The organism is Streptomyces sp. NPDC052020 (assembly GCF_040680575.1).
GTDB lineage: Bacteria > Actinomycetota > Actinomycetes > Streptomycetales > Streptomycetaceae > Streptomyces.
The window spans coordinates 200,848-222,825 of the sequence record NZ_JBFAWY010000006.1 but is presented as its reverse complement, the minus strand read 5'-3'; the positions used below and the strand labels follow the sequence as shown (position 1 = coordinate 222,825).

Below are 21,978 nucleotides of genomic sequence, written 5' to 3'. Positions count from 1 at the left end.
GCCCACCCCGGGCGACCGCCGGCGGGGTGCGTGCTAGCGTCACGAAACGGGGCAAGGTCGCCGGTCGCGGAAAACGCGGTCGTGAACGCCATGGGACACGGACACCATGGGAAGGGAACGCGACCGGGAACAGCACACGGGACACGGGAGTGCCTTCAGGTGGCCACTGCGGAGCCGACACGCGCCGACGACGCCGATCCGGGCCCGGGAGCGGGCCCCCGAATACCCGCGGGCCCGCCGGGGCCGCACGCCGCGCCCGCCGGCCGTGACGGCGCCGGGCGCCCGTCCGGCCACCGGCCGCGGCCCTCGTCGTCCCCGGCGCCCCCGCCGCCCCCGTCCCGTCCGCGGGCCGCCGCCTCGGCCCTGTGGGAGCGCGTGAGCCGGTATCCGGTGCTGTCCGTGACCGCGCTGGCCGGGGTCCTCCACATAGCCTGGTTCTTCACCTTCGCGAACAGCGGTGGTGATCTGGCGGCGCAGGACGCGTGGGCGGAGTTCGTCGGCCGGCATCCCGACTCGGCGTACAACCTCGCCTGGTACGGCGGCATGCACCCGGTGTCGTACAGCGTGGTGTCGCCGTATCTGATGTCGCTGCTGGGCGTCCGCACCACGATGATGATCGCCGGGACGCTCTCGGCCGGTCTGCTCACCCTGATACTCGCCCGCGGCCGGGCGGTGGCCCGGCCGCTGGTGCCCGCGCTGGCGGGCCTCTTCGGGCTGCTGGGCAACGCCGTGTCGGGGCGGGTGACGTTCGGGCTGGGCACGCTGTTCGCGCTGGGCGCGGTCGCCGTGGTGTTCTGCTGGCCGTACCGCTGGCGCTACAAGCGGTGGGCGAAGGCGCTGTGCGCGGCGCCGCTGGCGGCGCTCGCCACCATGTCCTCGCCGGTCGCGGGCCTGTTCGTGGGCCTGGTCGCGGTGGCGCTGTTCCTCCAGAAGCGGCGTCCGGGCGCCTGGGCGCTGGGGCTGGCGCCGAGCGCGGTCGTGGCGCTGTCGGCGTGGCTGTTCCCGTTCTCCGGCACCCAGCCGATGGCGTTCGGCTCGGCCTTCCTGCCGCTGGTGTACGCGGTGGCCGTGTGCCTGCTCGTGCCGCGCGGGTGGGTGACGGTGCGGATCACGGCCGGGGTGTACGCCCTGGCGGTGCTGCTGGTGTGGGTGATCAGTTCGCAGATCGGCTCCAACATCACGCGACTGGCGATGCTGTTCGCGGGCGCGGTGCTGGTGGCCGCGCTGCCGTTCGCGGTGCCGCGCACCCGCAAGTGGTACGCCCTGGTGGTCGCCGTCGCCGGGTTCGTGGCGTGGATCGGCTTCAAGTCGGTCGACGACGTGGTCCACACCACCCCGGCCGCGTCCTGGGCGCGTGAGCTGGCGCCGCTGGTCAACGAGCTCCAGGAGGTCGGTGCCGAGAAGGGCCGGGTGGAGGTCGTGCCCGCCCGCTCGCACCGGGAGGCGTCGGCGCTCGCGCCGTACGTGAACCTGGCCCGCGGCTGGAACCGCCAGGCCGACATGGAGCGCAATCCGCTCTTCTACGACGACACGCTCAACTCGGCCAACTACCACGAGTGGCTCAAGCGGTGGGCCGTGCACTTCGTCGTCCTGCCGAAGGACGAGCCGGACGGCGACGGCGGCGAGCGGGAGCGGGAGCTGGTGCAGCGGGGGCTGCCGTATCTGGAGCAGATCTGGGGCGACGCCAACTGGCAGCTGTTCCGGGTGACCGATCCGGCGCCGCTGGCCGAGCCGCACGCGGTGGTGGAGCGGGCCGAGCAGGGCGAGTGGACGATCCGGGTGGAGCGGGCGGGCCGGGTCCTGGTCCGCATCCCGTACTCGCCGTGGCTGAGCATCGTCGACGCCGAGGGCAAGAGCCTTCAGGCGCCGCAGGAGACGGAGGCGTCGAAGAACCGTCCCGAGGGGACGCCGAAGACGTACGACAACGTCGACGGCTGTCTGATGGAGACGGAGGAGGACGCCGAGGGCGACAGGTGGACGGTGCTGCTCGCGCCCGAGCCGGGCACGTACCGGCTGGCCGCGCCCTATCAGCTGCCGCGCGGGACGCCGTGCCCCGAGGAGCTGCGCTGACCCCGCGGCTGGCGGCGACACCGTTACTGACGTTCATGTGAGTGAACGACGGTCACCGTACCGAACATTTTTACCTGCTCTTGACCTACCCCTTCCTTGTCGTGTCCGCGTACCCGCCCCCAGGATGAGCGGGCACTTCGCGGCCTGCCTCGCCCCTACCCCGTTCAGGCGAAGTGCCAACCAGCTGAGCGGAGTTCACAAGGCGGACCCTGGAAGGGGGGCATATGAACAGTCTCGACTGGGCCGTGCTCATCGGCTATTTCGCCGTGATGGTCCTCATCGGCGTCTGGTCACACAAGCGTGTGGACAACGTCAGCGACTTCTTCACGGCCGGCGGGAAGATGCCCTGGTGGCTCTCCGGCATCTCGCACCACATGTCGGGCTACAGCGCGGTGATGTTCACCGGGTACGCGGGCATCGCCTACACCTACGGCGTCACGTCCTTCGTCACCTGGTCCTTCCCCATCGCCATCGGCATCGCCATCGGCTCGAAGCTGTTCGCGCCGCGCATCAACCGGCTGCGGTCCCGGCTCCACGTGGCCTCCCCGCTGGAATACCTGAAGAACCGCTACAACCTGCGCACCCAGCAGGCGCTGGCCTGGTCCGGCATGCTGCTGAAGATCGTGGACGTGGGCGCGAAGTGGGCCGCGATCGCCACGCTGCTGTCGGTGTTCACCGGCATCTCGCTCAACCAGGGCATCCTCATCACCGGCGTGGTCACGGGCATCTACTGCACGATCGGCGGCCTGTGGGCGGACGCGCTGACCGAGCTCGGCCAGTTCGTCATCCAGCTCCTGGCCGGTGTCGCCATGTTCGTGGCGGTCCTGGCGGAACTCGACGACCACGGCGGCTTCTTCGGCGTGTGGGACGAGCCCGCCCTGGACGGCCACGAGGAGCCGCTGGCGGGCCCGTACGGCATGGTGTTCCTGCTCGCGTACCTCTTCATCAAGCTCTTCGAGTACAACGGCGGCATGCTCAACCAGGCGCAGCGCTACATGGCGACGCCGGACGCGCGCCAGGCCGAGCGGTCGGCGCGGCTCTCGGCGGTGCTCTGGCTGGTGTGGCCGCTGGTGCTGTTCTTCCCGATGTGGATGTCGCCGCTGCTGGTGGAGTCCAAGACGGCGGACGGCTCCGACTCCTACGCCCTGATGACCGAGCAGCTCCTGCCGCACGGCCTGCTGGGCCTGGTCATCGTCGGCTTCTTCTCCCACACGATGGCCATGTGCTCCTCGGACGCCAACGCGATCGCGGCGGTGTTCACCCGGGACGTGGCCCCGGTGCTGTCGGCGAAGGCGCGGGGGTGGAGCGAGCGCAGCGGGCTGATCGCGGCGCGGCTGACGACGGTGATCTTCCTCGCCCTGTCGATGGCGGTGGCGACCCAGGTCAACTCGCCCGCCTTCAAGGACATCATCACCGTCGTGATCAAGTGGGTGGCGGGTCTGATGGGCCCGATCGCGATCCCGATGATGCTCGGTCTGCTCCGCCCGTTCCGCCGCTCCGGCCCGACGGCCGCGCTCACCAGCTGGGCCGCCGGCCTGTTCGCCTTCTGGCTGGTGAACTACCCGATCCACTGGAACGTCGAGGGCGGGGTGCCGCTCCAGTACCAGGTCTCGATCCCGCTGGCGGTCTCGCTGGTGCTGTACGTCGTGATCGGCTTCGTCAAGCCGGAGGACACCCCGGAGCGGCTCGCGATCATCGAGCGGGTGAACACGGACGGGGGCGACTCCACCGGCGCCGCGGCGGCGGTCCCGGCCCCGGCGGGCGGCGCGGACGACGCGCTGGGCACCACGCGGCCGCGGCACTAGCCCGCGCCCGGCGCCCCACGGACGACCGCCGGGGGCGGTGGACGGCCCTTCGCCGTCCACCGCCCCCGGCCGTTCTTCCCGGGCCGCCGCGTGGCCCCGGGTGGGGCCGGCGGCGGGCGTCAGGCCCGCGGGGCGCCGGGGGCCGCGGCCTCCAGGTCGGCGATGCTGCCCGCCATGATGGTCCGCACGTGCTCGGTTATGTGCTCGGCGGGCCAGTCCCACCAGGCCACCGCCAGCAGCCGGTCGATCTCGTCCGCGCTGTACCGGGTGCGGATCAGGCGGGCCGGGTTGCCGCCGACGATGCCGTAGTCGGGCACGTCGGAGGTGACCACGGACCCGGAGCCGATGATCGCGCCGTGGCCGATCCGCACACCGGGCATCACCGTCGCGCCGTGGCCGAGCCAGACGTCGTTGCCGACGACGGTGTCCCCGCGGTTGGGCAGATTCGTGGCCAGGTCCATGTGTTCGGCCCACGAGCCGCCCATGGCGGGGAAGGGGAAGGTCGAGGGGCCGTCCATCCGGTGGTTGGCGCCGTTCATGAGGAAGCGCACCCCGGTGGCCAGCGCGCAGAACTTGCCGATGACCAGCCGCTCGGGCCCGAAGTGGAACAGCACGTTGCGCGTCTCGAAGGCGGTCGGGTCGTCCGGGTCGTCGTAGTAGGAGTACTCCCCGACCTCGATCAGCGGGGACTTCACCAAGGGCTTCGGGAGCACCACCCTCGGCTGCCCGGGCATCGGGTGGAGGACCGTCGGGTCGGCGGGTACGGGCATGGCGTGACTCCTTGGCGGTGGCGGGCCCTTGAGCGACCCGTGTTCGCGGCGGCGCGCCGCCCCCGGACACCCGTTTTTTCCCGCCCCGCCCCTCCCCGCCCGGGCAGCCGGGTTCAGGCGCGGGGATACCGGGCCAGCCACCCCGGGGCCGCCCCCGCCGGGCCGTGCAGGGCCGGGCCCTGGGTCAGCTCCATGGCGAAGTCGTCGGCCAGTTCCAGCAGGGTGGGGCGGCCCTCCAGCTCGGCCACCCAGGCCGGCGGGAGGGCCGTCTCGCCGTGCAGGGCGCCGAGCAGCCCGCCCGTCAGGGCGCCCGCCGCGGCGGAGGGCCCGCCGTGGTTGACGGCGAGGGTCAGCCCGTGCCGGGCGTCCTCGCTCACCGAGGCGCAGTAGACGGCGGTGGCCACCAGCTCCTCCGCCGTGCCGTCGCCGACCAGCCCGGCCACCCGTTCGGGCGTCGGCAGCCCCTGCCGTACCGCGCCCAGCGCCCGCTGGAGGGCCTCGGAGACCGGCTCGTGCCCCGGCCGGGCGGCGACCAGCGCGAGCGCGTGCCGGACCGCCGCCTCCAGGGCGGCCCCGCGCGCCAGCCCCTGCACGGTCACGGCGTACGCGGCGGCCGCGAGGCGGGCGGCGGGGTGCCCGTGGGTCTGGGCCGCGCACTCCACGGCGAGCTGGGCGACGAGCTGCGGGTCCCATCCGATGAGCAGCCCGAACGGGGCGGAGCGCCCGGCCGCCTCCGGCCCCCGCTCCTCGGGGTTCTTCGGCGCCTCGGGCGTGCCCATCACCGTGTCCCCCAGGCCCAGCAGCAGGGCCCGCGTGGGATTCCGCCGGGTGTACAGCCACTCCTCGCGGGCCAGCCAGCCGTCCTCCTCGCGGCGCTCGTCGGGGCCCCAGTCGCGCTGGGTGGCGGCCCAGCGCAGATACGCCCGGTGCACATCGGTCGGCGGATGCCAGGCGCCGGTGTCCCGCCGCACCTGGGCGCGGATCAGTCCGTCCACGGAGAACAGGGTGAGCTGCGTGAGATGGGTGACGGCGCCGCGCCGCCCGTAGGCGGGGGCCAGGTCCGCCAGCCCCTGCGCGCCGTACGCCTCGCGGATCGCGGCGAGGTCCGACCGGTCGACCGGCGCTCCCAGCGCGTCGCCGACGGCCGCCCCGAGCAGCGTGCCGCGCACCCGGCTGCGGAAGTCCTGCTGCTCGGCCCGCCCCCAGACGACCCCGGTTGTCGCGTCCACCCAGACCTCCCGGGGCACCGTGCGTCCCTGTCGACGCGAGCACTGTAATCGAACGGGGAGGTGGTGCAGGCCCGGTCCGCTCACCCTGTCCCGGGGAGTGCGCCGGCCGTCTCGCCGCGGTCCGGACCCGGGTCCGGACCCGGCGCGGCCGTGCCGTCCGGAACCGCCGCGGGTTTGGTGTGGAGGATGTCGCGGCCCTGCTCCGCGGCGCGGGCGGTGCTCTCGGAGACGTAGTCGAGGAAGCGGGCGATGTTCTCCAGGCGGGTGGCGGCCGGGGTGCCGGGGACGAGGATGCCGACGCCCTGCCGCGCGGTCTCGACGACGTGGGCGAGGGAGCGGGCGCTGGCCATCATCGACTGGTACCAGACGTCGTCGTCGACGACGTAGCGCTCGCGGCGGCGTGCGTCGCGTTCCCGGCGGACGAGGCCCTGGCCGTCGAGGAACGCGATCGCCTTGGAGACGGACGCCGGGCTGACCTGGAGGCGCCGGGCGAGTTCGGACGCGGTGAGGCGGCCCGCGTCGGTGAGGGTGAGGCAGGCCATCACCCGGGCCATCATCTTGGGCATGCCCGAGGCCATGAAGACGGTGGTGAGCGTCTCCTCGTACTCGCGTACGGCCTCGGCGTCGCGCCCGTGGGGCTGCGGTGACGCCTCCGGCCCCCGGGGCGCGGCCCGCCCGCGCCGGTGGGCGCGGCGCTCCGCGGCGCGGTGGGCCAGGTCGGCGCGGTAGGCGGTGGGTCCGCCGTTGCGCATCACCTCGCGCGTGATCGTCGAGGTGGGGCGGTCCAGACGCCGCGCGATCTCCGCGTAGGCGAGCCCGTCGGCCAGTCCCAGCGCGATCTGCTGGCGTTCCTGCTGGGTGAGTCTGCCTCCCGGCACCGGGGTCTCCCTTCGCGCTTCCTTGACGCCTCCAGCATAGCGTTCGCTCCCATGTCATTGCAACGAACAGAGGACTGGATGTTGCGTTACGTTCAGGAACGTTGCAACGATTTCTCGCCATCTACCTGCACAGATAGCTAGTAAGTGCAACGAACTCGTTGCCCCGCCTATGAATGCAACGTAGCTTTTCTGTTGTCGGAAACAGCGAGCCGAAGGAGCGCACGATGCAGCAGACCCAGAGCACGACGCGGCGGTTCGACACCCCCGCCCCGGTCTCCGTGGTCCTCGACGTCCCCGCGGGTCACGTCCGGTTCATCGCCGCCGACCGGGCCGACACCACGGTCGAGGTCCTGCCCGCCGACGCCTCCAAGGGCCGCGACGTGAAGGCGGCGGAGCAGACCACGGTCGCCTACGGCGACGGCGTCCTGCGGATCGCGACCCCGGTGAGGAACCAGATGCTCGGCGCTTCCGGCGCGGTCGAGGTGACGGTCCAGCTCCCCGCCGGTTCCCGCGTCGAGGCGAAGGCGTCCTGCGCCGGGTTCCGGGGCGTCGGACGGCTCGGCGACGTCGCCTTCGAGGGCGCGGCGGGCCCGGTCAAGCTCGACGAGGCCGCGAGCGCCCGCCTCACCACCGCCGCCGGGGACGTCTCCATCGGCCGCCTGGGCGGACCCGCGGAGATCAGCACCCAGAAGGGCGACATCCACATCGCCGAGGCCGTGCGCGGCACGGTCGTGCTGCGCACCCGGACGGGCGCGATCTCGGTCGGCGCCGCCCGCGGGGTCTCCGCCGCCCTGGACGCCGGCACCGCCTACGGCCGGATCCACAACGCGCTCAAGAACGCCGACGGGACCCCCGGCCTGACCATCCACGCGACCACCGACCACGGCGACATCACCGCCCGCGGCCTCTGAGGAGCACTCGACATGACCAGCAGCCTGGCCATCGCGGCGAACGGTCTGCGCAAGTCCTACGGCGACAAGGTCGTACTGGACGGCGTCGACCTGGCCGTCCCCGAAGGAACGATCTTCTCCCTGCTCGGCCCGAACGGCGCGGGCAAGACCACCGCCGTCAAGATCCTCTCCACCCTCGTCACCGCCGACGGCGGACAGGCCCGGATCGCGGGCCACGACCTCGCCGCCCAGGCGCGGGCGGTGCGCGCCGCGATCGGGGTGACCGGGCAGTTCTCCGCGGTCGACAACCTGATCACCGGCGAGGAGAACATGCTCCTGATGGCGGACCTGCACCACCTGCCCAGGAGCGAGGGGCGGCGGGTGACCGCCGAACTGCTGGAGCGCTTCGACCTGGTGGCGGCGGCACGCAAGCCCGCCTCGACCTACTCCGGCGGCACGCGGCGGCGGCTGGACATCGCCATGACGCTGGTCGGCGGGCCGCGGGTCATCTTCCTGGACGAGCCGACCACCGGTCTGGACCCGCGCAGCCGGCACACCATGTGGCAGATCATCCGCGAGCTGGTCACCGGCGGCGCCACCGTGTTCCTGACCACCCAGTACCTGGAGGAGGCCGACGAGCTCGCCGACCGCATCGCGGTGCTCCACGACGGCAAGATCGCCGCCGAGGGCAGCGCCGAGGAGCTCAAGCGGCTCGTACCCGGCGGCCACGTCCGGCTGCGCTTCACCGACCCGGGCGCCTACCAGAGCGCCGCCGCCGCGCTGGGCGGGGCCACCGGCGACGACACCTCCCTCACCCTCCGTATACCCAGCGACGGCAGCCAGCGCGAGCTGCGCTCCCTCCTCGAACGGCTGGACTCCGCCGGCATCGAGGCGGACGAGCTGACCGTCCACACCCCCGACCTCGACGACGTGTTCTTCGCCCTGACCGGCGGTGCCCCCGCCACCGACCAGCCCAAGGAGGCTGTCCGATGAGTTCCGTCTCCCTGGCCGTACGCGACTCGGCCACCATGCTGCGCCGCAACCTCCTGCACGCCCGGCGCTACCCCTCCCTCACGCTGAACCTGCTCCTCACCCCCGTCATGCTGCTGCTGTTGTTCGTCTACGTCTTCGGCAACGCCATGAGCGCGGGCATCGACGGCGGCGCCGGGGGCCGCTCCGCCTACATCGCCTATCTGGTGCCTGGCCTGCTGCTGATGACCATCGGTTCCACCACGATCGGCACCGCGGTCTCCGTCTCCAACGACATGAGCGAGGGCGTCATCGCCCGCTTCCGCACCCTGGCCATCCACCGCGGCTCCGTGATCATCGGTCACGTCGTCGGCAGCGTCCTCCAGGCGGTCGCCAGCGTGGTCCTGGTCGGCGCGATCGCCCTGGCCATCGGCTTCCGCTCCACCGACGCCACCGCCCTGGAATGGCTGGCGGCCCTCGGACTGCTCGTGCTCTTCGCCACCGCGCTCACCTGGATCGCCGTCGGCATGGGCCTGGTCAGCCCGAACGCCGAGGCCGCCAGCAACAACGCGATGCCGCTGATCCTGCTGCCGCTCATCTCCAGCGCCTTCACCCCGGTCGACTCCATGCCCGGCTGGTTCCAGCCCATCGCCGAGTACCAGCCCTTCACCCCGGCCATCGAGACCCTGCGCGGCCTGCTCCTGGGTGACGCGATCGGCCACCACGGGTGGCTCGCCCTCGGCTGGTGCCTGGCACTGGCGGTACTCGGCTACTTCTGGTCCGCCTCGACGTTCAACCGTGACCCGCAGTAGCCGCCAGGGCGGCACGGCGGTCACGCGTCCTTGCGGCCCGGCGCCAGTTCGGCCCACACGGTCTTGGCGTGGGCGGGCGCCTCGTCCACGCCCCAGCGCTCCGCGAACGCCGCCACGATCCGCAGGCCCCGGCCCGACTCCGTGTCCGCCGCCACCGCGTCCGGGACGCGCGGAATCCGGTCGCCCCGGGCGTCGGTGACCTCGATCCGGAGCGTGCCGTCGGCCAGCAGCCTCAGCCGGAGCCGGAAGTCCCGGCCCCGGACCCGGCCGTGCAGTACGGCGTTCGACGCCAGCTCCGCCACGACCTGCGCCGCGCCGCGGCAGGGCACGCCCCAGTCGTCTAGCTGGCGTTCGGTCAGCAGCCGCGCGAGTCGGGCGCCACGGCGGGTCGCGGAGAGCTGGATCGCGAAGTTCCGCTTCGCGTCCATCATTTCGGGGGCCGAATTCCGGGTCATGTCACCCAGAGTGGCCGACCGTCCCTACTCTGAACAGCCACGCCCACGGTACGGACAGTCACTGTCCGACTGCCTGTCGTGGTCGTACGGCTCGTACAGCGGGAGGAGACGAGGTGGAGGACGAGGAGGCCGCGGCCGTACTCAGGGCGGTCGGACGGCAGATCAGGATGTGGCGCGAGGCCGCCGGGCTGCGGCGGGCGGAGTTCGGGGCCGCGATCGGGTACGGCGAGGAGATGGTCTCGTCCGTCGAACGCGGACGGAGGATCCCCAAGCCGGAGTTCCTGGACGCCGCGGACGAGGTGACCGGCGCGGGCGGCAAGCTGTCCGCGATGAAGGAGGACCTGGAGAAGGCTCGGTACCCGAAGCAGGTACGGGACTTGGCCACGTTGGAGGACGAGGCCGTCGAGTTGGGGGCGTACGCCACCCACAACATGCAGGGCCTATTGCAGACCGAGGCGTACGCGCGGGCACTGTTCGCCATGCGCAGTCCCGCGTACCCGGAGGACGAGATCAACCGGCAGGTCGCCGCCCGCATGGCTCGGCAGCGTATCTTCGAGCGAACACCCGCGCCGCTGCTCACCTTCGTCCTGGAAGAGGTGACGCTACGGCGGCCCATCGGCGGCAGAATGGTTCTGCGGCAGCAGCTCGAACGTCTGCTGGAAGTCAGCACGTTGCGGCATGTTGCGATCCAGGTGATGCCTACCGACCGGGAGGATCACGCGGGTATGGGCGGGCCGATGCGGCTGCTGAAGCTGCGGGACGGCAAGACGCTGGGGCATTCGGAGGGCCAGCTGCACAGCCGCGTGATCAGCGACCACCGGGAAGTCCAGATCCTGGAGATGCGCTATGGAATGATCCGGGCGCAGGCTCTCACGCCCCGGGAGTCGCTGGCCTTTATCGAGAAAGTGCTGGGAGAAGAAACATGAACTCCGCGCTGGAGTGGATCAAGAGCAGCTACAGCAGCAACGACGGCCCCGACTGCGTCGAGGTAGCCATAGCCCCCACCGCCCCCGCCGTCCACGTCCGCGACTCCAAGAACCGGGACGGCGCCCGCCTCACCTTCACCGACACCACCTGGAACCAGTTCCTCGCCTTCACCGCCGAGAACTGACCCCAGCCAACCACCCGGGAGACACATGACCCCCGAGCTGAAGTGGACCAAGAGCAGCTACAGCAGCAACGACGGCCCCGAGTGCGTCGAAGTAGCCGTCTCCCCCACCACCCCCGCCGTCCACGTCCGTGACTCCAAGGACGTGAACGGCGCCCGTCTCGCCTTCACCGGCGCCTCCTGGGCGCGGTTCCTGGCGTTCGCCGGGGAGCGCTGAGCCGCCCGGGAGGGTACGGGGAGGGGCGGAGCGGAGTGCTACTCGCTCTTCGGGGCGGCCTGCTGGACCACCTCGAAGGACCACAAGGTGGAGCCGCTGGCGGCCGGCTTCGGGCGGTCTCCGCCCTCCCCGCCGCCCTGGTGGGCCGCCTTCATGGGGCCCTCCATCCACGCCTGGAACGACGCCTCGTCCCGCCACCGGGTGTAGACCAGGTACTGGTCGGTGCCCTCGACCGGGCGGAGCAGTTCGAACCACTCGAAGCCGTCGGAGCTCTCCACGGCGTGGGCGCGGGAGGCGAACCGCTTCTCCAGCGTCTCGCGCTGCTCGGCCGGCACGGTCAATACGTTGATCTTTACCACACTAGGCACATGACACCTCTCAGGAAGCACAGGCCGGGCCCTGCGCCGAGCCTTGATCACGTGCGTGCAGTCTCCTATATCCCCAGTCAAAACGACGTGAGGACGGCTCCCAGGCGTCGCGCCAGTTCGGCTCGGCTCGCGTCTCGTACGTCGTGCTCCCGCATGGCAGGGTCCTCGGCACTCATGGCCGTCCGTATGTCCTTTGCCGGCTCGATACACGGGTTGCGCCTGCACCCGGTTCCTTAACGCTGTGCCCACCATGTCCCCGCTGCGCCGCCGGCCGTGGTGACCAGGGCGACGAGCCATCCGGGTATGCGCTGGATGATCACATGCAGCCCGCCGGCGCGGAGTTCGAACGCGGGGCGGCTCGTGGTCTTTGAGCCCGTGTTGCGAGTCGTAGTCATAGTTCGCAGTCCTCTCGCTGGGCCTCAGCCATGCGGCTTGCATGTCCTCTGGCTCCTGTCGCGCGCCGTTGCGTGACCTAGATGGAAGAAAGGACCCAACGCCACGACGTGACGTGGGGGTGGCGTCCGGCCTGTTCGACGCTATGCCGTGATGAGAGACGTCCGGGCCGGTACCAGCCACGACGCATCGTGTTCGGCGAGCACATGACACCGCGACCAGCAAGTTTCGGTGGGGGAAGGCGTGTTCCGAGCCGCTCTCAGAGGTCTTCGACATCCCCTCGGCCTATCGCACTGACCGCGGGAAAAGCGTATCGCTCCCGCCCTCCGGGCCGTCATGAGCCGTATGTGTACAAGAGAGGGGGTGGAAGTTTGACGTTCTGCACATCGTCGCGACGGGATGGACTCACGACAGCTTCCCGTGAGTGAGTCAGGACGCGTCTGACGTGCGAGGTCGTCGGTGCCACGCGTCCGGCAACGCCCGTGTGCGGGTAATAGCGCTGGAGGTAACCCGAACGGGGCACAGGTGCACGCTCGGCAAGGGGGCGTCGAAGGCGGCGACGCGGTGGATGTGTCCGGTGGACGAGGGGCTTTGGTGCCCCACACGAGGACGTCCTGCCCTCCAGCCCGCCCGGTGGCACCCACCGGGCCCGCTTCGCGCCCTTCGCGTCGTTGACCCCCTCCACCCCATCCCCCGCTGGATGCCGCCTGCCCGTCGGCACCGGTTCACACGGCGTTGCCCTGGCCCTTTCCCGGGCGTCGAACGATTTCGGCCATGGACCACACCACTCGTGTCAAGGCGGCCCGCGCCCTGCCCGCCGCCGCGCTGCTCGTCGGCCTGGCGGCACCGGCCGCCGCCGCGTCCCCCGCCCACCAGCCGGGGCACGGTGCCCAGCGCGTCCCGTTCACCGCCGCCGAGGTGACCGCCCGGGACGACGGCTCCTACACGGTCACCTGGAAGGCGCCCGGGGTGCGGCACGTCGCCGTCCGGGCCAACGGCCGTACCGTCGCCTCCGGCGGCGCCTCGGGCACGGTCACCGTGAGGGGGCTGCCCGCCGCCGACCGGCAGTGGTTCGACCTCGTGCCCGCGCGCGGGGGGTCCCTGCGCCTCGCGGACCGGCTGATCCGGCTCGACGGGACCGTCAACTTCCGGGACGCCGGCGGTTACCGCACCCGGGACGGCCGCTGGGTGAAGATGGGCGTCGTCTACCGGTCCGACTCGCTCGACAGGCTCACCGACGCCGACCTGGCCAAGCTGAAGCGGCTGGGCCTCGCCGCGGACTACGACCTGCGGACCACCGCCGAGCGGACCGACGCCCCCGACCGCGTACCCGAGGGCACGCGGTACGTCGCGGCCAACGTGCTCGGCGACGGCTCCCCGGTCTTCTCCCTGCCGAAGACGGCCGCGCAGGCCGAGCAACTGATGATCGACGCCGAGAAGACGATGGTCAGCGCGCCGTCCGCGAAGGCCGCCTACTCCTCCGTCTTCGCCGACCTGGCCGACGGCGACCCGGACGGCACCCTCTACCACTGCACGGCCGGCAAGGACCGCACCGGCTGGGCGAGCGCCGCGCTGCTCACCGCGCTCGGCGTGCCGCGTGAGACGGTGATGGCGGACTACCTGGCCTCCAACGACTACCGCGCCGAGGCGAACGCCGCCGCGCTGGCCGCCCTGCCCGCCGAGCAGGCAGCGGTCTACAAGCCGATGCTCGACGTCCGGGCCGCGTACCTGAACTCCGGGTTCGCCGAGGTCGAGCGGGCCTACGGCTCCTTCGCCGCGTACGAGAAGCGGGCCCTTGGCCTCGGTGCCGGTGAACTGCGCGAGCTGCGGGCGGAGTTGCTGACCGGCTGACCGGGGAAGAGAACCGGCATGGCACCCACCTCACGCACCCTGCCGCTCGCCGCCGGTCTGCTCACCGGCACCGCGGCCCTCTACATCACCCTCGTCGCCCTGGGGAACATCACCGACTTCGGGACCAACCAGCAGTTCGTCCGCCATGTGCTGGCGATGGACACCACGTTCAAGGACGAGGACCTGATGTGGCGGGCGATCACCACGGAGTGGCTACAGGACGCCGCCTACGTCCTGATCATCGTGTGGGAGAGCGCCGCCGCGCTGGTGCTGCTGTACGGGACCTGGCTGTGGTTCCGGCACGACCATCCGCGCGCCCGCCGGTTCAGCACGTACGGGCTGCTCATGCTGATGCTGCTGTTCGGCGCCGGGTTCATCGCGATCGGCGGGGAGTGGTTCGCGATGTGGCAGTCGGACACCTGGAACGGACTGGACGCGGCGACGCGGGTGTTCCTGCTCAGCGGGGTCGTGCTGCTCGTCAACCACCTGCCGTCCGGGCAGGAGCGGGACGGCGCTACCCGACGACCGTGACCTCGGTCCCCTTTGTCGCGAACGCCCACAGCGCCGTCCCGTCCGCCTTGTGCACGCGGATGCCGCCCGTCTTGGTGCCCGAGGGGGGCGGGGGCGGCGAGGAGCCGTCCACGGCGTTGGAGAAGGCGACGCTGACGCCGTCCTTCAGGGCGAAGTACACGATGTGCTCGATCGGCACGCCGTCGGAGCCGGTCGTGGCGTCCCGGCGGGCCCCCACCAGATAGCTGCCGGGGTCGGGATCGACCGTGCCCGGCCACACGGTGAAGCTGCGCCGGGTGGCGTCGCTGGCGTCGACCAGCCACACCCGGTCGTCGCCGAGGGAGTACACGATGCGCCGCCCGGTGCCGGACCTGTCCGGCACGGCGGGCGTCGGGGACTCCTTCGGCGACGGATGCGCGGATGCCGTGGCCCCCGGCCGGGCCACCGGGGCGGCGGCGGGGCGCGGCCCCCGGTCCGCCTGCACGGCCAGCACGGACACCGCCGCGATCGCCCCCACCGTCAGGCCGCTGACCCAGGCCCACGAGGGAAGTCGGGCAGGCACGGGCACGCATCTCCTCAGCTACAGCACCATGGTTCGGATCATCGTACTGTGAGCCTGTCGTAGCACGGGCCCGCGCTCTACCCGGCCGGCGGTCAGTCCAGCACCGGCAGCAGCTCCGGCAGGTGCCCGTCCGACTCCCGCGCCGCCCGCCGCCGTTCCTCCGGGACCTCCCCGTAGAGGGTGGTCCGGGGCTTGGCGGGGCGGCCGGCGGCCTCGGCCACCGCGACCAGGTCCCGGACCGACTTGTACGAGCCGTAGGAGGAGCCCGCCATGCGGGAGATGGTCTCCTCCATGAGGGTGCCGCCGAGGTCGTTGGCGCCGGAGCGGAGCATCTCGGCCGCGCCCTCGGTGCCCAGCTTCACCCAGCTCGTCTGGATGTTGGGGATGTACGGGTGGAGGAGGAGGCGGGCCATCGCGGTCACCGCCCGGTTGTCCCGCAGGGTCGGGCCGGGGCGGGCGATCCCGGCCAGGTACACGGGCGCGTTGGTGTGGATGAAGGGCAGGGTGACGAACTCCGTGAAGCCGCCGGTCCGCTGCTGGATGCCGGCCAGGGTGCGCAGATGGCCGAGCCAGTGGCGGGGCTGGTCGACATGCCCGTACATCATCGTCGACGAGGAGCGGATGCCCAGCTCGTGGGCGGTCTCGATGACCTCGATCCAGGTGGCCGTGGGCAGCTTGCCCTTGGTGAGGACCCAGCGCACCTCGTCGTCGAGGATCTCCGCCGCCGTGCCCGGGATCGAGTCCAGGCCGGCCTCCTTGGCCGCCGTCAGCCACTCGCGGACCGACAGGCCGGTGCGGGTGGCGCCGTTGACGACCTCCATCGGGGAGAAGGCGTGCACGTGCATGCCGGGGACGCGTTCCTTGACCGCGCGGGCGATGTCGAAGTACGCGGTGCCGGGCAGGTCCGGGTGGATGCCGCCCTGCATGCAGACCTCCACCGCGCCGACCTCCCAGGCCTGCTGGGCACGGTCGGCGACCTGGGAGAGGGAGAGGGTGTAGGCGTCGGCGTCGGTGCGGCGCTGGGCGAAGGCGCAGAAGCGGCAGCCGGTGTAGCAGACGTTGGTGAAGTTGATGTTGCGGGTGACGATGTAGGTCACGTCGTCGCCCACCGCCGACCTGCGCACGTCGTCCGCCACCTCGCACAGCGCGTCCAGCGCCGGGCCGTCGGCGTGCAGCAGGGCGAGGGCCTCGTCGTCCGTGAGCTTCGTCGGATCGTCGGCCGCCGTCGCCAGGGCGGCGCGTACGTCGGTGTCGATGCGCTCGGGGGCCATGCCGGGGGCGGCGGCCTCGCGCAGGGCGCCCCAGTCGCCGTACACCTCGTCGAAGTCGTCGCGGCGGTCGGCGGTGCGGCCCTCGGTGTCGATGGTGGCGTGCAGGTCGGTGCGGCCGGTGGCGGTGAACACCTCGTCGGGCTCCTGCCACGGGCGGCCCTCGACGATCGCGTCCTTACGGGCCAGCCCGGTCTCCGGGTCGGCCAGGGCCGTCACGTGCGGGCGCAGCCGCGGGTCCAGCCAGGGCTCTCCGCGCCGCACGAACTCCGGGTAGACGCAGAGGCGTTCGCGCAGTTCGAAACCGGCCGCGCGGGACTTCTCGGCGAGTTCGTCGATCTGCGGCCAGGGGCGCTCGGGGTTGACGTGGTCGATGGTGAGCGGGGAGACGCCGCCCCAGTCGTCGATGCCGGCGCCGATGAGCCGCTCGTACTCGGCGTCGACCAGGTTGGGCGGGGCCTGGAGGCAGGCGGAGGGGCCCATGATGTGGCGGGCGACGGCGACCGTGGCGACCAGTTCGTCCAGCTCGGCGTCCGGCATGCCGCGCATCGCGGTGTCCGGCTTGGCGCGGAAGTTCTGGATGATCAGTTCCTGGATGCCGTGGTAGGCGCGGGAGATCCGCCGGAGGGCGAAGAGGGACTCGGCGCGCTCCTCGTAGGTCTCGCCGATGCCGATGAGGAGCCCGGAGGTGAAGGGGACCGAGGAGCGGCCCGCGTCCTCCAGGACGCGCAGGCGTACGGCGGGTTCCTTGTCCGGGGAGCCGTGGTGGGGGCCGCCGGGCTCGGACCACAGGCGGGTCGCCGTCGTCTCCAGCATCATCCCCATCGACGGGGCGACCGGCTTCAGGCGCTGGAAGTCCGTCCAGGTCATGACGCCCGGGTTGAGGTGGGGCAGCAGGCCCGTCTCCTCCAGGACGCGGATGGAGACGGCGCGGACGTAGGCGATGGTGTCGTCGTAGCCGTGCGCGTCGAGCCACTCGCGCGCCTCGGGCCAGCGGTCCTCCGGCTTGTCGCCGAGGGTGATCAGGGCTTCCTTGCAGCCGAGGGCCGCGCCCTTGCGGGCGATGTCGAGGACCTCGTCGGGGGACATGAACATCCCGTGCCCGGCGCGGCGCAGCTTGCCGGGGACGGTGGCGAAGGTGCAGTAGTGGCACTTGTCCCGGCACAGCCGGGTCAGGGGGATGAAGACGCTCTTGGAGTAGGTGATGACGCCGGGGCGGCCCGCCGCTTCCAGGCCCGCGTCGCGCACACGGGCGGCGGAGGCGGCGAGGTCGTCGAGGTGCTCGCCGCGGGCCTGGAGCAGCACCGCCGCCTCGGAGACGTCGAGGGCGACGCCGTCCCGGGCGCGTTTGAGGGCGCGACGCATGGAGTTCTCGGTGGGGCCGGTTCCGGAGGTCGCGGAAATCGTCATCCTTCGAGCATACGAGCGTGGTGATCAACGGCGGGCGGAGGCGGCCGCTCCCCTTGCCCGGGGCCCGCCCCGTGTCCCCCGGGAGGCTCCCCCCGGACTCCGGCCGCGGGGCTCCCCCCGGCCTCCGGCCGCGCGCGGCCGGTCCTCGCCGGGTCTCCGTCCCGAAAGCCGCCGATCGTCTTCCCTTGGACGGCAGTTCACGGCTCAATACGACAGTTGCACGCGAGACGCCCGCGCCACCCACCCCGCCAGGTCACCACCAACACCCCCGGGAGCAGCAGATGTGCGAGGACCAGCCGTCCGAGGCCGGGATCGGCAGACGCGCCGTGTTCGTGACGGGCGCCGCCGCCGCGCTTACGTTGGGATCCGTGAGCTTCGCTTCGGCCGAGGGCCGGGACCGGGAGCGGGAGACGAGGACGGTGCGCGGCACCCTGCCGCCGGGGTCGCCGGACTTCGTGTACGTGCCCGTGGAAGTCCCCTCCGGGGTCCGGGAGATCCGGGTCTCCTACACCTACGACCGGCCGCCGGTGCCGGCCGGGACCCCGGGCAACGCCCTGGACATCGGCCTGTTCGACGAACGCGGCACCGAGCTCGGCGGCCGGGGCTTCAGGGGCTGGTCGGGCGGGGCACGCACGGAGTTCTTCGTCCGCGCGGACGACGCGACGCCGGGCTACCTCCCCGGGCCGGTGCGCGAGGGCACCTGGCACATCGCGCTGGGGCCGTACACGGTGGCGCCGCAGGGGCTGTCGTACGAGATCGCCGTCACGCTGGTCTACGGCGAGCCGGGCCGCACACCGACGCCGGTGTACCCGCCGGAGCGGGCCCGGGGCCGGGGCCGGGCCTGGTACCGGGGCGACTGCCATCTGCACTCCTGGTACTCCGACGGCCGCCGCACCCCGGCCGAGATCGCGGCGCTCGCGCGGGCGGCGGGGCTGGACTTCATCAACTCCTCCGAGCACAACACGCACGCGGCGCACGCCCACTGGGCGGACGTGGCCGGGGACGACCTGCTGGTGATGCTGGGCGAGGAGGTGACCACCCGCAACGGGCACGTGGTGGCGCTCGGCACCGATCCGGGCACCTTCGTCGACTGGCGCTACCGGGCCCGCGACAACCGCTTCGGCCGGTTCGCGCGGCGCATCCGGCGGGCCGGGGGCCTGGTGGTCCCGGCCCACCCGCACGCCACCTGCGTCGGCTGCAACTGGAAGTTCGGCTTCGGCGAGGCGGACGCGGTGGAGGTGTGGAACGGGCCGTACACGCCCGACGACGAGGTGGCGCTCGCCGACTGGGACGGCATGCTGGTGGCGTCGGTGCGCGAGGGCCGCGCCTGGATCCCGGCGATGGGCAGCAGCGACGCGCACCGGGACCCGGACGTGGTGGGGTCGCCGCAGACCGTCGTCCTCGCCGACGACCTGTCCCGGCGGGCGATCTTGGAGGGCATCCGCGCCGGGCGGTCCTACGTCGCCGAGTCGGCGAAGGTGTCGCTGTCCTTCACGGCCACGGGCGGGCGGGGCGGGCACGCCGGGATCGGCGAGCGGCTGCGGGTGGACCGCGACGACCCGGTCACCGTCCGGCTGGAGGTGACCGGGGCGCCGCGCTGCACGGTCCGTTTCGTCACTGACCAGGGCGTGCTGTTCACCGGCGCCCCGCTGCCGGTGTCCGGCTCCGGCACCGCCGAGTGGCGGACCACCGCCTCGTACGCGTCCTACGTCCGGGCGGAGCTGCGGCACGAGGCGGCGGCGGGCCCGGTGCCGGGGGCGCTGGCGGCGTTCACCAACCCGATCTTCCTCGGCGACCGGTGACGGCGGCTCGGTCAGCCCGGCTCAGTCCTCGACGACCAGCGCGGGCGTGCTGGTCGTGAGGACCTCGCCGCGGAAGAAGGCCGGGCTGCGGCGCCGCATCACCAGCATGATCACCAGGCCGAGCAGCAGCAGCCCGACGCCGATGACGAAGACGGAGCCGACGCCGAAGACGGAGGAGCCGCTGCCGTAGGCGGGGTCCCACATGTCGTACAGCGTCTTGCAGAACACGGCGGTCAGGGCGATCCCGCCGAGTACCGGCAGGACGCCCTTGAAGAGCGCCTCGCGCGGCGAGCGGGTCAGCTCGGCCCGGAAGAACCACGCGCAGGCGAAGGCCGTCAGCGCGTAGTAGAAGCAGATCATGAGGCCGAGCGCGTAGATCGTGTCCACCAGGACGTGCTCGCTGACCAGGGTCATGACCGTGTAGAAGACGGCCGTGGCGACACCGGCGGTGACGGTCGCGCGGCCCGGCGTGCGGAACTTCTCGTGGACGCGGGCGTAGGAGGCCGGCAGCGCCTCGTAGGTGGCCATGGCCAGGACCGTGCGGGCCACCGGGATGAACGTGGTCTGGAGGCTGGCGGCGGCCGAGGCGAGGACGGCGATGAAGAGCAGGATGCCGAGGCCGTCGCCCATCACGGGACCGGCGAGGGCGGCGAAGACGTTGTCGGAGGTCTCGGGGTTGGCCAGGCCCAGGCCCTCGGTGCCCGAGCCGACGGCCATCTGGGCGGCGACGGCGGTGACGAGGTAGGAGCCGACCAGGACGACCATGGAGATCAGGGCGGCGCGGCCGGGGGTCTTCTCGCTGCCGACGGTCTCCTCGTTGGCGGTCAGGCAGGCGTCCCAGCCCCAGTACATGAAGATCGACAGGGAGAGCCCGGCGCTGAAGGTGGCGAACGAGCCGACCTCGAACGGGTTCAGCCAGGACCAGGAGAAGTCCAGGTGGCCCGCGAAGGAGCCGGAGCCGGCCTTGGTGAAGGCGAAGACGACGAAAAGGGCGAGCACCACGAGCTGGAGTGCCACCAGCGCGTACTGCACGCCCTTCGTCGCCGTCATGCCCCGGTAGCTCACCGCCGTGGCGGCGGCGATCAGGGCCAGGCAGGTGAGGATGTGGACGGCCTTGTTGCCGTCCAGGTCCGCGACCGCCTCGCTCCCGGTGAGCTCACCGGCCAGCAGCCAGAAGTAGGAGGTGGCGACCCCGGCGAGGTTGGACAGCACGATCACCGTGGCGATGACCAGGCCCCAGCCGCACATCCAGCCGACGCTCGGCCCGAACGCCTTCACCGTCCAGGTGAAGGAGGTGCCGCAGTCCGGCACCGCCTTGTTCAGCTCGCGGTAGGCGAACGCGACGAGCAGCATCGGCAGAAAGCCGACCAGGAAGATCGCCGGGAGCTGGACGCCGACCTCGCCCGCGGTGGAACCGAGGGTGGAGGTGAGGCAGTACACCGGGGCGACCGTGGAGACGCCGATCACCGCGCTGCCGAGGAGGCCGACGGAGTTCCCGCCGAGCCCTTTGCCCCGTACGCCGTCGGCCTCGTCGCCGACCGGGGGCCGCGTTACCGCCTGTGTCATGGCACAGGACGGTAAAGTGTGCGATTTCCATGGAAGGGGGGAGAAGGCGGGGCGCGAAGACCCCCGACAATCCTGCGATTCGCAAGCCTCGACAGCGAACTGCCATGGATCATACGAGCAAAATTCTCTGGCGGTTCACGCTTGCAAGGCCCTTTGTTCTCCGCGGCGCATGCGGGAACCGCAGCAGCGCCCGGAATGCCCGATTCCATTTTTCCCGTGTGAGCTGCGCCACACAGCGCCGGGAGCCGTTCCGGAGGCAGGTCCCGGCCCGCGATCGTGGGGCCATGCCCGACCTCGACGACCTCCGGTTCCGCGCCGCCACCACCTTCCAGCGCCGGGTCGCCAATCCGCTGCTGCGCCGCCTCCCGCTCCAGACGCTGCCAGTGCCGCGGCAGGCGACGTCTGCCCGTCAAGGAGCGGCGTCCGGTGCGTGCTCTGGGGGTCCCCCGGCCGAAGGCCGGGGGACCGGAAGTCCTCGTACTGGACGCACTCGGGCTTCGGCCGGTGCGGCGAGTGGGAGTCCCCCCTGCTCGAAGAGCTTGGGGGAGCGTGCCGGGCGTCGCGACGGGGCCGAACGTTGCCTGGTGCGGCACTAGAGACCACCGGCCGAGTCTCCGGCCCGCCCCGCCGGACCCCGGTGGGCGGCCGCCGCGCCGGGGACGCCCTCTGGCTGGTGTCGGAGTTCGGCGAGCGCGCCCAGTACATCCGCGACATCCGCGCCGACCCGCGGATACGGGTGCGGCTCGGGGGCCGCTGGCACACGGGCACCGCCCACCCGCTCCCCGGCGACGACCCGGTCGCCCGGTCGCGCGCCCCGCCCCGGTTCAACGGCTCGGCGGTCCGGCTGTTCGGCACCGGCCTGATCACCGTACGCGTGGACCTGGACCCGGACGCGGACCGCTGACGGCCGCGCCCCCCCGGCTCCGCCCGGGCCCCGTGCGGAGAGAATGTGCAGACCTTGTGGTCCTCCCGGCCCGCCCCGCGACCGGGGACTCGCACGGCTGACGGAGTCACCATGAACAAGGCAAACTGACGTCGTTGCTCA

The 21,978-nt window shown here is 72.2% G+C and carries 21 protein-coding genes; 12 read left to right on the top strand and 9 right to left on the bottom strand.

Going from position 1 to position 21,978, the window contains the following annotated elements:
• The first annotated feature begins 159 nt into the window (after window positions 1-159).
• Window positions 160-2,070, top strand: a complete 1,911-nt coding sequence (locus AB0L74_RS08490) for an MFS transporter (protein WP_365647319.1) — start codon at window positions 160-162, stop codon at window positions 2,068-2,070.
• Between the two features lie 224 nt (window positions 2,071-2,294).
• A complete protein-coding gene (locus AB0L74_RS08485) occupies window positions 2,295-3,875 on the top strand; it encodes a sodium:solute symporter family protein (RefSeq protein WP_365647317.1) in 1,581 nt (526 codons plus the stop codon).
• Between the two features lie 119 nt (window positions 3,876-3,994).
• On the opposite strand, the gene AB0L74_RS08480 is transcribed toward AB0L74_RS08485, so the two are convergent.
• The 3 genes from AB0L74_RS08480 to AB0L74_RS08470 form a co-directional block, all read right to left on the bottom strand.
• A complete protein-coding gene (locus AB0L74_RS08480) occupies window positions 3,995-4,645 on the bottom strand; it encodes a CatB-related O-acetyltransferase (RefSeq protein WP_365647314.1) in 651 nt (216 codons plus the stop codon).
• A gap of 113 nt (window positions 4,646-4,758) precedes the next feature.
• Entirely contained in the window at window positions 4,759-5,874 is a 1,116-nt protein-coding gene (locus AB0L74_RS08475) for an ADP-ribosylglycohydrolase family protein (protein ID WP_365647312.1), read from the bottom strand.
• An 80-nt stretch (window positions 5,875-5,954) separates the two neighbouring features.
• Window positions 5,955-6,752, bottom strand: a complete 798-nt coding sequence (locus tag AB0L74_RS08470; protein WP_365647309.1) for a helix-turn-helix domain-containing protein — start codon at window positions 6,750-6,752, stop codon at window positions 5,955-5,957.
• A gap of 224 nt (window positions 6,753-6,976) precedes the next feature.
• Here AB0L74_RS08470 and AB0L74_RS08465 point away from each other — a divergent pair, with 224 nt between their 5' ends.
• From AB0L74_RS08465 to AB0L74_RS08455, 3 genes are read left to right on the top strand one after another with little or no spacing between them, the layout of a single operon-like run.
• A complete protein-coding gene (locus AB0L74_RS08465; RefSeq protein ID WP_365647307.1) occupies window positions 6,977-7,663 on the top strand; it encodes a DUF4097 family beta strand repeat-containing protein in 687 nt (228 codons plus the stop codon).
• A 12-nt stretch (window positions 7,664-7,675) separates the two neighbouring features.
• The gene (locus tag AB0L74_RS08460) at window positions 7,676-8,635 is read left to right on the top strand and encodes an ATP-binding cassette domain-containing protein (protein WP_365647304.1); all 960 of its coding nucleotides are present in this window, start codon (window positions 7,676-7,678) and stop codon (window positions 8,633-8,635) included.
• Window positions 8,632-9,423 carry an ABC transporter permease gene (locus AB0L74_RS08455; RefSeq protein ID WP_365647301.1) on the top strand — a complete coding sequence of 264 codons (792 nt, stop codon included), beginning with the start codon at window positions 8,632-8,634 and terminating at the stop codon, window positions 9,421-9,423. Before AB0L74_RS08460 ends, AB0L74_RS08455 begins: the two co-directional genes overlap by 4 nt.
• 20 nt (window positions 9,424-9,443) lie before the next feature.
• On the opposite strand, the gene AB0L74_RS08450 is transcribed toward AB0L74_RS08455, so the two are convergent.
• Complete coding sequence (locus AB0L74_RS08450; protein WP_365647298.1) at window positions 9,444-9,878, bottom strand: ATP-binding protein; 435 nt, start codon at window positions 9,876-9,878, stop codon at window positions 9,444-9,446.
• 113 nt (window positions 9,879-9,991) lie between these two features.
• On the opposite strand from AB0L74_RS08450, the gene AB0L74_RS08445 reads away from it, so the two are divergent.
• The 3 genes from AB0L74_RS08445 to AB0L74_RS08435 are packed head-to-tail and all read left to right on the top strand — an operon-like array spanning window position 9,992 to window position 11,203.
• Entirely contained in the window at window positions 9,992-10,804 is an 813-nt protein-coding gene (locus AB0L74_RS08445) for a helix-turn-helix transcriptional regulator (protein ID WP_365647295.1), read from the top strand.
• Window positions 10,801-10,989 (top strand): DUF397 domain-containing protein, encoded by a 189-nt coding sequence (locus AB0L74_RS08440; RefSeq protein ID WP_365647293.1) that lies wholly within the window; start codon window positions 10,801-10,803, stop codon window positions 10,987-10,989. Before AB0L74_RS08445 ends, AB0L74_RS08440 begins: the two co-directional genes overlap by 4 nt.
• A 25-nt stretch (window positions 10,990-11,014) precedes the next feature.
• Window positions 11,015-11,203, top strand: coding sequence for a DUF397 domain-containing protein (locus AB0L74_RS08435; RefSeq protein WP_365647290.1), 189 nt, complete (start codon window positions 11,015-11,017; stop codon window positions 11,201-11,203).
• 38 nt (window positions 11,204-11,241) lie between these two features.
• On the opposite strand, the gene AB0L74_RS08430 is transcribed toward AB0L74_RS08435, so the two are convergent.
• Together AB0L74_RS08430 and AB0L74_RS08425 are read right to left on the bottom strand one after the other, a co-directional pair.
• A complete protein-coding gene (locus AB0L74_RS08430; protein ID WP_044382210.1) occupies window positions 11,242-11,571 on the bottom strand; it encodes an antibiotic biosynthesis monooxygenase in 330 nt (109 codons plus the stop codon).
• Window positions 11,572-11,804: 233 nt separating this feature from the next.
• Window positions 11,805-11,966: a hypothetical protein gene (locus tag AB0L74_RS08425; protein WP_365647285.1), complete on the bottom strand. Its 162-nt coding sequence runs from the start codon at window positions 11,964-11,966 to the stop codon at window positions 11,805-11,807.
• Between the two features lie 772 nt (window positions 11,967-12,738).
• Between AB0L74_RS08425 and AB0L74_RS08420 the strand changes: the two genes are divergently transcribed.
• Complete coding sequence (locus AB0L74_RS08420) at window positions 12,739-13,815, top strand: tyrosine-protein phosphatase (protein WP_365647282.1); 1,077 nt, start codon at window positions 12,739-12,741, stop codon at window positions 13,813-13,815.
• A gap of 18 nt (window positions 13,816-13,833) precedes the next feature.
• The gene (locus tag AB0L74_RS08415; protein WP_365647279.1) at window positions 13,834-14,346 is read left to right on the top strand and encodes a DUF2165 domain-containing protein; all 513 of its coding nucleotides are present in this window, start codon (window positions 13,834-13,836) and stop codon (window positions 14,344-14,346) included.
• On the opposite strand, the gene AB0L74_RS08410 is transcribed toward AB0L74_RS08415, so the two are convergent.
• Both AB0L74_RS08410 and AB0L74_RS08405 read right to left on the bottom strand, forming a co-directional pair.
• Complete coding sequence (locus tag AB0L74_RS08410; protein WP_365647276.1) at window positions 14,330-14,887, bottom strand: hypothetical protein; 558 nt, start codon at window positions 14,885-14,887, stop codon at window positions 14,330-14,332. The genes AB0L74_RS08415 and AB0L74_RS08410 overlap by 17 nt on opposite strands.
• 92 nt (window positions 14,888-14,979) lie before the next feature.
• On the bottom strand, window positions 14,980-17,565 hold the full coding sequence (locus AB0L74_RS08405) for a bifunctional FO biosynthesis protein CofGH (RefSeq protein WP_365647273.1): 2,586 nt from the start codon (window positions 17,563-17,565) through the stop codon (window positions 14,980-14,982).
• Between the two features lie 281 nt (window positions 17,566-17,846).
• On the opposite strand from AB0L74_RS08405, the gene AB0L74_RS08400 reads away from it, so the two are divergent.
• Window positions 17,847-19,367 carry a CehA/McbA family metallohydrolase gene (locus tag AB0L74_RS08400; RefSeq protein ID WP_365647270.1) on the top strand — a complete coding sequence of 507 codons (1,521 nt, stop codon included), beginning with the start codon at window positions 17,847-17,849 and terminating at the stop codon, window positions 19,365-19,367.
• Window positions 19,368-19,388: 21 nt separating this feature from the next.
• Here AB0L74_RS08400 and AB0L74_RS08395 read toward each other — a convergent pair whose 3' ends face one another.
• On the bottom strand, window positions 19,389-20,933 hold the full coding sequence (locus AB0L74_RS08395; RefSeq protein WP_365647267.1) for an APC family permease: 1,545 nt from the start codon (window positions 20,931-20,933) through the stop codon (window positions 19,389-19,391).
• Between AB0L74_RS08395 and AB0L74_RS08390 the strand changes: the two genes are divergently transcribed.
• A complete protein-coding gene (locus AB0L74_RS08390; protein ID WP_365647264.1) occupies window positions 20,932-21,837 on the top strand; it encodes a nitroreductase/quinone reductase family protein in 906 nt (301 codons plus the stop codon). The genes AB0L74_RS08395 and AB0L74_RS08390 overlap by 2 nt on opposite strands.
• The last annotated feature ends 141 nt before the right edge of the window (window positions 21,838-21,978 follow it).

Excerpts from the sequence above, each read along its gene's own strand:
- AB0L74_RS08485 (WP_365647317.1), top strand. The coding sequence starts at position 2,295 with ATGAACAGTCTCGACTGGGCCGTGCTCATCGGCTATTTCGCCGTGATG.
- AB0L74_RS08480 (WP_365647314.1), bottom strand. The coding sequence starts at position 4,645 with ATGCCCGTACCCGCCGACCCGACGGTCCTCCACCCGATGCCCGGGCAG.
- AB0L74_RS08465 (WP_365647307.1), top strand. The coding sequence starts at position 6,977 with ATGCAGCAGACCCAGAGCACGACGCGGCGGTTCGACACCCCCGCCCCG.
- AB0L74_RS08460 (WP_365647304.1), top strand. The coding sequence starts at position 7,676 with ATGACCAGCAGCCTGGCCATCGCGGCGAACGGTCTGCGCAAGTCCTAC.
- AB0L74_RS08455 (WP_365647301.1), top strand. The coding sequence starts at position 8,632 with ATGAGTTCCGTCTCCCTGGCCGTACGCGACTCGGCCACCATGCTGCGC.
- AB0L74_RS08450 (WP_365647298.1), bottom strand. The coding sequence starts at position 9,878 with ATGACCCGGAATTCGGCCCCCGAAATGATGGACGCGAAGCGGAACTTC.
- AB0L74_RS08440 (WP_365647293.1), top strand. The coding sequence starts at position 10,801 with ATGAACTCCGCGCTGGAGTGGATCAAGAGCAGCTACAGCAGCAACGAC.
- AB0L74_RS08435 (WP_365647290.1), top strand. The coding sequence starts at position 11,015 with ATGACCCCCGAGCTGAAGTGGACCAAGAGCAGCTACAGCAGCAACGAC.
- AB0L74_RS08425 (WP_365647285.1), bottom strand. The coding sequence starts at position 11,966 with ATGACTACGACTCGCAACACGGGCTCAAAGACCACGAGCCGCCCCGCG.
- AB0L74_RS08420 (WP_365647282.1), top strand. The coding sequence starts at position 12,739 with ATGGACCACACCACTCGTGTCAAGGCGGCCCGCGCCCTGCCCGCCGCC.
- AB0L74_RS08415 (WP_365647279.1), top strand. The coding sequence starts at position 13,834 with ATGGCACCCACCTCACGCACCCTGCCGCTCGCCGCCGGTCTGCTCACC.
- AB0L74_RS08405 (WP_365647273.1), bottom strand. The coding sequence starts at position 17,565 with ATGACGATTTCCGCGACCTCCGGAACCGGCCCCACCGAGAACTCCATG.
- AB0L74_RS08400 (WP_365647270.1), top strand. The coding sequence starts at position 17,847 with ATGTGCGAGGACCAGCCGTCCGAGGCCGGGATCGGCAGACGCGCCGTG.
- AB0L74_RS08390 (WP_365647264.1), top strand. The coding sequence starts at position 20,932 with ATGGCACAGGACGGTAAAGTGTGCGATTTCCATGGAAGGGGGGAGAAG.
- AB0L74_RS08395 (WP_365647267.1), bottom strand. The coding sequence starts at position 20,933 with ATGACACAGGCGGTAACGCGGCCCCCGGTCGGCGACGAGGCCGACGGC.